The organism is Pseudomonas putida, from assembly GCF_001941965.1.
Lineage (GTDB): Bacteria > Pseudomonadota > Gammaproteobacteria > Pseudomonadales > Pseudomonadaceae > Aquipseudomonas > Aquipseudomonas putida_L.
This window is the reverse complement of the sequence record NZ_MKZO01000038.1, coordinates 16,771-28,540: the sequence shown is the minus strand read 5'-3', so window position 1 is coordinate 28,540 and position 11,770 is coordinate 16,771. Positions and strand designations below refer to the sequence as shown.

Genomic DNA, 11,770 nt, shown 5'->3' with positions numbered 1-11,770 from the left:
CTGGTAGCCATGTTGGCCGGGATGCTGGGTGTCGTGCGGGCTGATGGCCTGCCGGCCGAGGTCCGTCTGGCCAGCGAGGCCTGGCAGGACTACACCAATGCCGACGGCACGGGTGTCGGTTGGGATGTGCTGCGCATGGTCTTCGAGCCGGCGGGGGTCAAGGTACGGCCGCTGACGGCGCCGTACACCCGTGCCATCGGCCTGGTCAAACGGGGTGAGGCGGATGCCTGGGTCGGTTCCTATCACGAAGAGCATTCCGACAACCTCTACCCGCGCTGGAATTTCGACTCCGACCATATCTATGCCCTGGGCCTGGTCAGCAAGCCGCTGCCGACCAAGGACACTATCGGCCAGTACCGCCTGTCCTGGGTGCGCGGCTACGACTACCAGAACTACCTGCCGAATGTCGGCTACTACCGTGAAGTGCAGCGCCGCGACGGCATTTTGCCGATGCTCGAGCGCGAGCGGGTCGACTTCTATATCGATGCCGAGACCGAGGTGAACTACGTCCGGGCCCAGGCCCAGCACCCGGAGAAATTCCGCAGCACCCATGTGGCGGAACTGCCTTTGTATCTGGCATTTGGCAACACGCCGGAGGGCAAGGCGCTGCGCGACCTGTTCGACAAACGCATGGACGTACTGGTGCCCAGTGGCGCGTTGAAGCCGATTTTCGAGCGCTGGAAGCAGCCTTATCCGTTCGGTAAGCCTTTTAAATAGGCCGGTCAGCATCGAACTTTTCGATATTTTGCCCCAGTAATTCAGCATAAGCAGGTGCGGCAAGCTGCTGTTACAATCGGCCCACGTCAATTTTCATGCATATCAGGAGCACAAGGTGCCCGTCGTTTTCGTTGCCGCTTCCAAGCTGCCTACTCCTTTCGCGACTTTCACCATGCACGGTTTTCTCGACGAAGCCACCGGCCGCGAGCACGTCGTGCTCAGCCTCGGTGATGTCGCCGACGGCCAGCCGGTGCTGGGTCGCCTGCATTCCGAGTGCCTGACGGGCGATGCCCTGTTCAGCCAGCGGTGCGATTGCGGTTCGCAGCTTGAAGCAGCCCTGCAAGCCATTGCCCGGGAAGGGCGTGGCGTACTCCTCTACCTGCGCCAGGAAGGCCGTGGCATTGGCCTGCTGAACAAGATCCGCGCATACGAGCTGCAGGATGGCGGTGCCGACACGGTCGAGGCCAACGAGCGCCTGGGCTTCGCCGCCGACCAGCGTGACTACGCCATGTGCCGGCCGATGCTGGAGCATCTTGGCGTGACCGCGCTGCGCCTGATGACCAACAACCCGCGCAAGGTCAAGGCCCTGACCGACATGGGCATCGTCGTCGCCGAGCGCGTGCCGCTGCACACCGGGCACAACCCGCACAACAAGCACTACCTGGCCACCAAGGCCGGCAAGCTCGGCCACATGATGGGCAACGAGCACCAGGGCGAGGCCGGTCGCGCGTGACCCGCAGCCAGGTACGGACCCGCCTGACCCTGGCCTGGTGGCAATACCTGGCCGTGGCGCTGGCGCCGCTGATCGTGTTCGCCTGGGCCTTCGGCGGCATGGAGCCGATCATCCCGATCCTGGCCATGCCGATGTTCATCGGTGGCGTCGCCTCGATGTTCCTCACCCTGCCGCGTTTCGGTCCGTACAAGCACGCGTTGATCGCCACCGGCAAGGCCCTCGACAGCGAGGCCGAGCCGGCTGCCTGGATCGAGCTGGCGCGGGTGCGTCGCCTGGGCATGCTGTTAGCCTGCCTGCCGGCCTGGGTCGCCGCGCTGTCGGTGTTCGTCGGGCTGGAGGCGGTGCCGCAGATCCTCCTGGCGATCTCCAGCGTGGTCATCCTCTACCTCTACCGTCTTCCCCGTCAGTTGGCCTGATGCGCCGTTGGCTCCTGCTGGGGCTGCTGGCCTGCGCCGGCTCGCTGGCGGCCGCGCCACGGGTGGTCAGCCTGGCGCCTTCGCTGTCGGAAATCGTCGTTGAACTGCAGGCCAGCGACCTGCTGGTGGGCGTACTCGATGGCGGCGAGCGCCCGCTTGAACTGGCGCAACTGCCGTCCGTGGGGCGCTATGGCCAGCTCGACCTGGAGCGCCTGCTCAGCCTCAAGCCCGACCTGATCCTGCTCTGGCCCGCCAGCGTGCCCCCTGCCCAGCGTGCGCAGCTTGAGCACTTGGGGATTGCACTGGTCAGTGCCGAACCCCGTGACCTCGACAGCCTGATCACCCAGATTGCCTCTATCGGCGAGCGCCTTGGGCGTGCCGAGGCCGGAGCGCGCTATGCGGATCAACTGCGTGCGCGGCTCGCCGAGCTGCGCACGCGTTATCACCGCGAGCAGCCGTTGCGGGTGTTCTATCAGGTCTGGGACAAGCCGCTGTACACCGTCGGTGGTGGGCAGATCATCAGTGATGCGTTGAAGGTCTGTGGGGCACGCAACCTGTTCGAGGACCTGGAATTGCCGGCGCCTCAGGTAAGCATCGAAAGCGTCCTGCAGCGGGATCCGCAGGTGATCGTGGCAGGCGATCAGGCGCAGCTGGATGCCTGGAAGCCCTGGCGGCAGGTCAGTGCAGTGCGTGACGGTCGGTTGCTGCGGGTGCCGGACAAGGGCCTCGAACGCCCCAGCGGGCAGATGCTCGAGGCCACCGCGAAACTCTGCGAGGCGCTGGCTAAAGCTCCGGCGTCCAACTGATCGCCAGCAGCCAGGTACGGCCTTCCTCGCGATAGCCGTAGAAGTTGCCGGCGTAGTGGTACTGGCTGCGGGCGTAGTTCTTGTCCAGCAGGTTCTCGGCTTTCAGATCTAGGCGCACGTCCGGGGTCAGCGTCCAGCTGGCGCGGGCGCCGAGCAGGCCGTAGCCGCCGAGGGAGCGCTGGTTGGCCGCATCGGCGTAGCTGCTGCTGACTGCCTGCCACGAGGCACCCATTCCAAACCGGTCGAATTGCCGGTCCAGGTCCAGGCTCAGGGTCCGCCGGGCCCGGCGCTCAAGGGTATGGCCGTTGTCCAGGTCACGCGGGTCCATCAGCGCCACGCCCAATCGGCTCTGCCAGCCCCACCAGTCCTGGGTCAGGGTCGTTTCGAAACCGATGATCCGTGCCTTGCTGACGTTGTACGGCGCCGTGTCGCGGAAGACGATGGCGTCGCGCAGGTCGGTGCGGTACAGCGAGGTTTCCAGGCGGCTGTCGGTACTCAGTTGGCTGCGCCATTGCAGCTCGTAGCTTTTCGAATGCTCGGGCTTGAGGTCCGGGTTGGCGGCGAAGGGGTAATACAAGTCGTTGAAGGTCGGTGCGCGGAAGCCTTCGCTGTAGGACAGCAGCAGGTCGTTGTCCGCGTTCAACGGCAAGGTCAGGCTGCCGCTCCAGGTGTTCTGCCCGCCAAACTGCTGGTTGCGGTCGTGGCGCCGGCCCAGTTCGGTGGAGAAGTGCTCGCCCTGGTAACGATGCTGGACGAACACCGCGCGGTTCCAGCGGCTGTCCTCGCTGAAATCGGTTCTGGCGCGCAGGCGATCTATCCAGGCATCGCCGCCGAGCAGCAGGCTGTGCTGCTCGTCGAGATCGACGTCGTTCTGCCAGCTCAGCGAATCGCGGTAGGTGTTGTAGACATCCTCGGCGTCGCTCAGCTTGTCGCGGCTGCGGTCGCGGTTTTCGCTGTGGCCCAGTTCCAGGCGTGAGTGCCATTGCTCAGTGAGTTGTGCGGCGATGTGGGTGCTGACGCTGCTCACCGCGAAGTCGGTGTAGGGCGCCTGGGGCAGGAGCTGCCCGGTGTCTTCGATGTACAGCCCGTAGGGGTTGTCGAATTCGCGGCGGCCGCGGCTGTCCAGCAGGCTGGCGCCGATTTCCAGGTCATCGCTCAGCTGGTGCGACAGGTTCAGGCTCAGCGAGCGGTTGCGCGAGGCGTCGTGGTCCTGGTCGCTGGGGTACGACTGGCGTGTGTCGTCGATGCCGGCACTTTCATCCAGGCTGGCGCCAAGGCTGAAGCGGGTGCGGCCGTCGCCGCCGGACAGGCCGAGGCTGCGTTCGAAGGTTTTGTGGTTGCCGGCAGCCAGGCGCAGTCGGGCCTGCAGGCCTTGCTCGACACCGCGTCGGGTGAAGATCTGGATCACTCCGCCCATGGCATCGCTGCCGTAGATCGCCGAGCGCGAGCCGCGCAGCACTTCCACCCGTTCGATCTGCTCGATGTTCAGGTATTGCAGGCCGCTGTCGCCGGACGAGGTATTGGCGATGCGCTGGCCGTCCACCAGTACCAGGCTCTGGGCCGATTTGGTGCCACGGATGAAGATGCCCGGCAGGCTGCCGCGACCACCTGTGCGGGCAACTTGCACGCCGGGAACGCGGGTTAGCAGGTCGCTGACGCTGCTGGCTTGCAGGCGCTCGATATCGTCGCGGGTGAAGACCGTGGTGGCGGCGCTGGACTGGTTGCGGTCCTCGACCTGGCGGTTGGCGCTGATGACTACGTCGGGGAGCTTCAGGGCGCTGTCGCGGTCGATGGGGGCGGCCAACAAGGGGGTCGGAAGAAAGAGAAAGATAGAGGTCAGGCGGAGGAGTTTCATTGATAGGTCCATTGCAATCGCTGGCAAGCCAGCTCCCACAGGTTCTGCACAAGTCTTGAGGTATGTGCTGAACCTGTGGGAGCTGGCTTGCCGGCGATGAGGCCCTTAGAGGCCCAGGAGATCCATGCGCTTGCGCACCGAAGCCTCGATCCCCGCAGCATCCAGCCCGCACTCGGCCAGCATCTGCGCCGGCTTGGCGTGCTCGACATAAACGTCCGGCAAGCCCAGGTGCAGCAAGGGCTTGAGCACGGCTTTGCGAGCCAGGAACTCACCCACCGCCGCACCGGCGCCGCCCATGATGGCGTTCTCTTCGATAGTCACCAGCAGCTCGTGGCTGCCCGCCAGCTCCAGCACCAGCGCCTCGTCCAGCGGCTTGACGAAGCGCATGTCGACCACGGTCGCGTCCAGCGTCCCGGCCACTTTCAGCGCTTCGGCCAGTTGCACGCCGAACACCAGCAGGGCGACCTTGCTGCCCTGGCGGCGAACAACACCTTTACCGATTTCCAGCGGTTCCAGGCTGTCCTCGATGGGCGCGTTCGGGCCGCTGCCACGCGGGTAGCGCACGGCGGCCGGGCCGTCGTACAGGTGGCCGGTGCTGAGCATGCGGCGCAGTTCGTTCTCGTCGCTCGGGGTCATCACCAGCATGCCGGGGATGCAGCGCAGGTACGACAGGTCGAAGCTGCCGGCGTGGGTCGGGCCGTCTTCGCCCACCAGGCCGGCGCGGTCGATGGCGAACAGTACGTCGAGGTTCTGCACCGCGACGTCATGGATCAACTGGTCGTAGGCGCGCTGGAGGAAGGTCGAGTAGATCGCCACCACCGGCTTGGAACCTTCGCAGGCCATGCCCGCGGCCAGGGTCACCGCATGCTGTTCGGCGATCGCCACGTCGAAGTAGCGCTGTGGATAACGTTCGCTGAAGGCCACCAGGTCGGAGCCTTCCTTCATCGCCGGGGTGATGCCCACCAGGCGCTCGTCGGCGGCGGCCATGTCGCACAGCCACTGGCCGAACACCGCGGAGTACTTCGGTCCGCCGGCTTTCTTGGGGGCGGCGGCCGGTGCGTCGAGCGGTTCCAGCTTGGTGATCGCGTGGTAGCCGATCGGGTCGACTTCGGCCGGGGCGAAGCCCTTGCCCTTCTTGGTCACCACATGCAGGAACTGCGGGCCCTTGAGGTCGCGCATGTTGCGCAGGGTGGCGATCAGGGTCGGCAGGTCGTGGCCGTCGATGGGGCCGATGTAGTTCCAGCCCAGCTCTTCGAACAGGGTGCCGGGGACCAGCATGCCCTTGGCGTATTCCTCGGTGCGGCGGGCGATTTCCCAGGCACCGGGCAGGCGCGAGAGGACCTTCTTGCTGCCCTCGCGCATGCTCGCGTAGGTGCGGCTGGAGAGGATCTTGGCCAGGTAGTTGGACAGCCCGCCGACGTTGCGCGAGATCGACATGTCGTTGTCGTTGAGGATCACCAGCATGTCGGCGTTGACTTCCTGGGCGTGGTTCAACGCCTCGAAGGCCATGCCGGCGGTCAGGGCGCCGTCGCCGATTACCGCGATGGACTTGCGCGCCTCGTTGCGCAGGCGGGCGGCGATGGCCATGCCCAGGGCGGCGCTGATCGAGGTGCTGGAGTGGCCGACGCCGAAGGTGTCGTATTCGCTCTCGCTGCGCCGCGGGAAGGCGGCCAGGCCGTCTTTCTGGCGCAGGGTGTTCATGCGCTCGCGGCGACCGGTGAGGATCTTGTGCGGATAGGCCTGGTGCCCGACGTCCCACACCAGACGGTCGTCGGGGGTGTCGAAGACGTAGTGCAGGGCGATGGTCAGCTCGATGACGCCCAGGCCGGCACCGAAGTGGCCGCCGGTCTGGCCGACGCTGTAGAGCAGTTCCTGGCGCAGTTCGTCAGCCAGGTTCTCCAGGTCGGCTTCGGCCAGACGCCGCAGGCCGGCGGGCGTGGCGGCACGGTCCAGGAGCGGCGTGACCGGGCGTTCGCGGGGGATCTCTTGAAACGTCGTGGGCATCAGGCGAGTCGTTATAGGTTTGAAGACGCGGCAGTTTACCCCATTGGGGAGAGACTGCACATTTTGTGGGTGACCGTGAGGGCCTCATCGCTGGCAAGCCAGCTCCCACAGGGACCGCATGCACCGCCGGACCTGTGGGAGCTGGCTTGTCGGACCGCCGCACCGCAGCGATCGGGGCCGCCGCTTAGTTGCGGCGTTCGACGATGTAGCGAGCCAGCGCCCGCAGCGGTTCGGCGGCTGCGTCAAACGGCCGCACGGCCTCGATCGCCTGGTCGCGCAACTCCAGGGCATAGGCCTTGGCCGCTTCCAGCCCGAGCAGCGCCGGGTAGGTCGGCTTGTCGCGGGCAATATCGGCGCCCTGGCGCTTGCCCAGGGTCTCGGTATCGCTTTCCACGTCGAGGATGTCGTCCTGCACCTGGAACGCCAGGCCGATGGCCTGCGCGTACTGTTGCAGGGCCTTGAGTTCGGCTTCGCCAGCGCGTTCGCTGGCCAGGGCGCCAAGGCGCACGCTGGCTTCGATCAGCGCGCCGGTCTTGTGCCGGTGCATGAATTCAAGGGCGGTCTGGTCCAGCTTGAGGCCCACCGAACCCAGGTCGATGGCCTGGCCGCCGACCATGCCGGCGGGGCCAGCAGCCTTGGCCAGGGTCTGCACCATGGCCAGGCGCGTGGCGTCGCTCTGCCGGCTCAGGGACGGGTCGAGCAGGGCGCTGAAGGCCAGGCTCTGCAAGCCGTCGCCGGCGAGGATCGCGCAGGCTTCGTCGAAGGCCTTGTGGGTGGTCGGCTGGCCGCGACGCAGGTCGTCGTCGTCCATCGCCGGCAGGTCGTCATGCACCAGGGAATAGGCGTGGATCAGCTCCACCGCGCAGGCCGCGCCATTGGCCTGTTCGGCCGCGCCGCCGAGGGCTTCGCAGGCGGCATAGGCGAGCAGCGGACGGACGCGCTTGCCGCCGTTCATCACGCTGTAGCGCATGGCCTCGTAAAGCCGGGTGAGTTCCACCGAGGGAGCCTGGAACAGCGGCTCCAGCGCGGCGTCGACCCGGGCCTGGCAAGCGGTCTGGTAGGCGCGGATCATTCGGCCTGTTCCGCGTCGAAGGGCTCGGCGGCCAGTTCGCCGTCGCGCTCCAGGAGGATCTGCACCTTCTGCTCGGCCTGGGTCAGGGCGCCCTGGCAGTCGCGGGTCAGGCGGATACCTTGCTCGAAGGCGGTCAGCGAGTCTTCCAGCGACAGCTCGCCGTTCTCCAGGCGCTCGACCAGGGCTTGCAGGTCAGCGAGGGATTGCTCGAAATCGATGGCGGCTTTTTTTCGGGCCATGGCGTCTGTCTCGGTGGCGGTTCGGAACGGCGCGACACTAGCAGAGCAGGGCACCCGGGGCAAATCAGCGGCGGTTTCTTCGGTCGCATTCCCGTGCCCGCGTTGTGAGCAGTTATGGCGCTCTGCCATAATCTCGCCCGCTCAGCGTCCGGGGGCATTCCTTTCCTCACGTCTCATCCATGGACCCGGTTGTGAGCCTTCTTTCCATCGAATCCGGCCTGTGCTTCATCCTCTTCTTCGTCCTGTACTGGAGCCTGTGCTGGAGCACCCGGCTGCAGAACACCCTGTTGCTGGCAGGCAGCTACGGGCTGGTGGCGAGCTTCAGCCCCTTCGCCCTGTACGTGCTGTTCGGCTACACCCTGCTGGTGTACCTGCTCGGCCTGCTGGCGGCACGCTGGCCAGGGCGCTGGTTCGCCAACCTGGCCCTGCTGGCGCTGGTGCTGGGCGGTTTCTACCTGTTCAAGTACCAGGAACTGTTCGTCGCCGCTGCCCAGGCGGCGCTGGCGGGGCTCGGGCTGAAGCTATCGTTGCCGGTCCTGCAACTGCTGGTGCCGATCGGTTTTTCCTTCTACGCCTTCCACTCGGTCAGCTACGTGGTGTCGATCAACCGCCGCGAGCTGGACCCGGTACCGCCGCTGGACCTGGCCCTGTACCTGGCGTTCTTCCCCAGCCTGGTTGCCGGCCCGGTCAATCGTGCCGGGGAGATGCTGCCGCAGATCCGCACCACGCGCCTGCGCCAGGTGCTGGAACCGCAGCGGGCGCTGGGCCTGATCGGGCTTGCGCTGGTCAAGGTGTTCCTGCTCAGCGGCTGGCTGGGCGGCGCCTGGGTCGATCCGGTGTTCGAGACGCCGGGCAACTTCAGCCCGGCGCAGATCCTTCTCGCGGTATACGGCTACAGCCTGCAGATCTATTTCAACTTCAGCGGCTACACCCACCTGGTCACCGGCATCGCCCTGTTGCTGGGCTTTCGCCTGCCGCCGAACTTCGATGTGCCCTATGTCGCGCGCAACCTGCGGGAGTTCTGGAGCCGCTGGCATATCAGCCTGTCCACCTTCATCCGCGACTACGTGTATATCCCGCTGGGTGGTAACCGTCATGGCGCCTGGCTGGCGACGCTGTCCATGTTCGTGGCGATGCTGGTGTCCGGGCTGTGGCACGGGGCGAGCGTGAATTTCCTGATCTGGGGCGCGCTGCACGGGCTCGGGCTGGCGCTGTACAAGCTGTATGCGCGGCTGGGCTGGTCGGGCAGTGCGTGGCTGGGCCGGGTGCTGACCTTCCATTATGTGGCCTTCGCCTGGATCTTCTTCCGCAGCACCAGCCTGGAGGGCGCGCTGGACATGCTGGGCGGGCTGTCGGCCGCCGATCTGTTCGGCGACAGTGGTGTGCTGTTGCTGGCGTGCGTCGTTGCGCTGGGGATTTATCCGAAGAGCGTGGCGCTGTTGCGCGGGGGCTTCGCGGCGACCACCCGCTTGCCGTGGCAGTTCTACCCGCTGCCGTTCGCGCTGTTCCTGGCGGTGGTGATCTTTGCCGCGCCGTCCGGTGTGCCGGGGTTCATCTATGCCGGTTTCTGACAATCGCCAGTTGCTGCGCACGCAACTCGGAGCATTGCGGGTGCTCTACGCGCTGCTGTTCTGCGCGGTGTTGCTGGGCTGGCTCAACCAGCAATCCCTGAGCCTGTATTGCCAGCAGCGCTATCACCAGACGTGCGAACTGCCGTTGCTGGGCGAAAGTACCGGGTGGCGCCTGGGTGGACACCTCAATCAGGCCCTGGTGGATGCCCGTGAGCGCTTCTTCGACAGCCTCGACGGGCAGCCGATCGTGGCCGCTGCCGAGCCTGAGCCTGCGCCGCCCCCTGCGGTGGTGGAGCTGCCGCCGAATATCCCGGTGGTGACGGTGACACTCGATGCTGCGCCGGCCAAACCTGCACCCGCCAGGCAGCCACCGGCGCCCACGGCGGTTGCGGTGGCCAGGCCGGCGCCGGTGCTGCCGGCTATCCCGGTGTCGCCGCGGGTCACCCTGAACAGCGGCGACGAAGTCTTCCTGGTCGGCGATTCGATGATGCAGGGCGTGGCGCCGCACCTGTCCAATACCCTGCTCAAGCGCTACGGCATTCGCAGCATCAACCTCAGCCGGCAGAGCACCGGGCTGGCCTACCCGGGCTTTTTCAACTGGCCGCAGACGGTGGCGAAGACCCTGGGCGAGCGTCCGCGCATTCGCCTGATGGTGATCTTCCTCGGCCCCAACGACCCGTGGGACATGCCCCAGGGCAAGGGCAAGCCGTTCCTGCGTTTCCGCACCCCGGCCTGGGAGCTGAGCTATCGCCAGCGCATCGATGCGATTCTCGACCAGGCCCATGTCCGCGGCGTGCAAGTGATCTGGGTCGGGCCGCCGAACATGCAGCAGGCGCGGTTGTCCACCGCCATGGCCTATCTCAGCGGGCTGTACCGCGAGCAGGCGCAGCGGCATGGCCAGCATTACGTGTCGGCCAACGTAGTGCTCGGTTACAAGGGCGACGAATTTTCCACTACCGTTCACAACGGCCAGGGCGGGCAACTGCGCACCCGGGCCGACGATGGCATCCATTTCACCATTCCCGGGCAGAAGCTGATCGCCAACCAGGTGCTGGCGCTGATCGCCTTCCCCGGCCCTACCGTGACGGGGCATTGAGATGCGTCGAGTGCTTTTTTTCGTATTGCTGGGCGGTCTGCTCGCCAGCGGCCCGGCCGCAGCCCTGAGCCGCGATGGCAACCTGGGCCTGCTCGCAAGCAAGCTGCGCGTGGCGGCGCGGGCGCCGGTGAATATCGTCCAGTTCGGTGATTCGCATACTGCCGCCGACCTGTTCAGCGGTGAGTTGCGCCGTTTGTTCCAGAAGGATTACGGCGACGGTGGCATCGGTCTGGTCTCGGCCATGCCGGTGCCAGGCACGCGTTACGAGCAGGTCGTGCTCAAGGCGGCCGAGTCGCAGTGGAAACTGGTCTCGGCGCGCAACCAGCAGAGCGAGCAGTTCCCGTTGGGGGGCTACCTGGCCTTGCCGCAGGTGGACAAGGCCAGTGTGCGCATCGAAGCGCGTCAGCCGGATGAGCAGCGCTACCGGGTCTCGGCGCTGTACCAGGCGCAGCAGCACAGTGGCCTGCATGCCCGTGACGAACAGAACCCGGATCGCCGGGTGATGCTGGCGGCGACGGGCGGCGAGTGGCGTTTCAGCCCGCTGTTGAACAATGCCCGGCTGCCGTTGGAGCTGTCGGTGGAAACACCGGCCGGGCTGGCACTGGGCGGCTGGTGGGTCCAGGGGCAGAAGAATGCCGGGGTGACCTTGTCGGCGCTGGGGATCAACGGCGCGCAACTGGCGGTGATGAACAAGTGGCAGGCGGGCTGGCAGGACAGCCTGAAGGGCTTGCGTCCGGACATGGTGCTGCTGGCCTACGGCACCAATGAAGCCTTCGATCCGCGCTTCGACCCGGCGCAGTATCGCGAGCAACTGGCGCAGACCCTGGGCGAGCTGCGCCGGCAGTTGCCACGGGCGGTGATCGTGCTGGTCGGGCCGCCGGACTCGATTCGCCAGCGCGGCGCGCAGGGCTGTGCGGCGCGGGTGCCGCAGGCGTTGGCGGGGATCGTCGCCAGTCAGCGGGAGGAGGCGAAGAAGGTCGGGGCGCTGTTCTGGGATTGGCAGGGCTTCATGGGGGGCGAGTGCTCGATCGAGCGCTGGCAGGCGCAAGGGCTGGCGCGGGGGGATCTGATTCACCTGACGGCGGAGGGGTATCGCAAGAGTGCGACGGGGTTGTATGGGTTTTTGCGGGGGCAGATGGGATTGAGGTAAGTCTTCAGGACGGTGGTGGCTTCAATCGCTGGCAAGCCAGCTCCCACAGGGACCGCGTGCACCGCTGAACCTACGGGAGCTGGCTTGCCAGCGATTGGGCCTGGAGGACAA

11 protein-coding genes are annotated in these 11,770 nt (G+C 66.4%); 7 read left to right on the top strand and 4 right to left on the bottom strand.

Annotated features, from left to right (window positions below):
- The first annotated feature begins 9 nt into the window (after positions 1 to 9).
- The 4 genes from PSEMO_RS21855 to PSEMO_RS21840 all read left to right on the top strand — a co-directional run bounded on the left by PSEMO_RS21855 (position 10) and on the right by PSEMO_RS21840 (position 2,672).
- Complete coding sequence (locus PSEMO_RS21855) at positions 10 to 717, top strand: substrate-binding periplasmic protein (protein WP_372239132.1); 708 nt, start codon at positions 10 to 12, stop codon at positions 715 to 717.
- Positions 718 to 832: 115 nt separating this feature from the next.
- On the top strand, positions 833 to 1,450 hold the full coding sequence (gene ribA, locus PSEMO_RS21850) for a GTP cyclohydrolase II (protein WP_075805059.1): 618 nt from the start codon (positions 833 to 835) through the stop codon (positions 1,448 to 1,450).
- The gene (locus tag PSEMO_RS21845) at positions 1,447 to 1,866 is read left to right on the top strand and encodes an MFS transporter (RefSeq protein ID WP_075805058.1); all 420 of its coding nucleotides are present in this window, start codon (positions 1,447 to 1,449) and stop codon (positions 1,864 to 1,866) included. The genes ribA and PSEMO_RS21845 overlap by 4 nt, the downstream gene beginning before the upstream one ends.
- The gene (locus PSEMO_RS21840) at positions 1,866 to 2,672 is read left to right on the top strand and encodes a cobalamin-binding protein (protein WP_178392035.1); all 807 of its coding nucleotides are present in this window, start codon (positions 1,866 to 1,868) and stop codon (positions 2,670 to 2,672) included. Before PSEMO_RS21845 ends, PSEMO_RS21840 begins: the two co-directional genes overlap by 1 nt.
- On the opposite strand, the gene PSEMO_RS21835 is transcribed toward PSEMO_RS21840, so the two are convergent.
- From PSEMO_RS21835 to PSEMO_RS21820, 4 genes are all read right to left on the bottom strand, one after another.
- Positions 2,650 to 4,527: a TonB-dependent receptor domain-containing protein gene (locus tag PSEMO_RS21835; protein ID WP_075805057.1), complete on the bottom strand. Its 1,878-nt coding sequence runs from the start codon at positions 4,525 to 4,527 to the stop codon at positions 2,650 to 2,652. The two genes, PSEMO_RS21840 and PSEMO_RS21835, sit on opposite strands and share 23 nt — an antisense overlap.
- Positions 4,528 to 4,632: 105 nt before the next feature.
- On the bottom strand, positions 4,633 to 6,531 hold the full coding sequence (dxs, locus tag PSEMO_RS21830; RefSeq protein WP_075805056.1) for a 1-deoxy-D-xylulose-5-phosphate synthase: 1,899 nt from the start codon (positions 6,529 to 6,531) through the stop codon (positions 4,633 to 4,635).
- Positions 6,532 to 6,715: 184 nt separating this feature from the next.
- The gene (gene ispA / locus PSEMO_RS21825; RefSeq protein WP_075805055.1) at positions 6,716 to 7,603 is read right to left on the bottom strand and encodes a (2E,6E)-farnesyl diphosphate synthase; all 888 of its coding nucleotides are present in this window, start codon (positions 7,601 to 7,603) and stop codon (positions 6,716 to 6,718) included.
- Positions 7,600 to 7,842, bottom strand: a complete 243-nt coding sequence (locus PSEMO_RS21820) for an exodeoxyribonuclease VII small subunit (RefSeq protein ID WP_064302083.1) — start codon at positions 7,840 to 7,842, stop codon at positions 7,600 to 7,602. The genes ispA and PSEMO_RS21820 overlap by 4 nt, the downstream gene beginning before the upstream one ends.
- A gap of 191 nt (positions 7,843 to 8,033) precedes the next feature.
- Here PSEMO_RS21820 and PSEMO_RS21815 point away from each other — a divergent pair, with 191 nt between their 5' ends.
- From PSEMO_RS21815 to PSEMO_RS21805, 3 genes are read left to right on the top strand one after another with little or no spacing between them, the layout of a single operon-like run.
- Positions 8,034 to 9,413, top strand: a complete 1,380-nt coding sequence (locus PSEMO_RS21815) for an MBOAT family O-acyltransferase (protein ID WP_256721170.1) — start codon at positions 8,034 to 8,036, stop codon at positions 9,411 to 9,413.
- Entirely contained in the window at positions 9,400 to 10,509 is a 1,110-nt protein-coding gene (locus tag PSEMO_RS21810; protein WP_075805053.1) for an SGNH/GDSL hydrolase family protein, read from the top strand. The genes PSEMO_RS21815 and PSEMO_RS21810 overlap by 14 nt, the downstream gene beginning before the upstream one ends.
- Before the next feature lies 1 nt (position 10,510).
- On the top strand, positions 10,511 to 11,659 hold the full coding sequence (locus tag PSEMO_RS21805; RefSeq protein WP_075805052.1) for an SGNH/GDSL hydrolase family protein: 1,149 nt from the start codon (positions 10,511 to 10,513) through the stop codon (positions 11,657 to 11,659).
- Positions 11,660 to 11,770 lie beyond the last annotated feature (111 nt).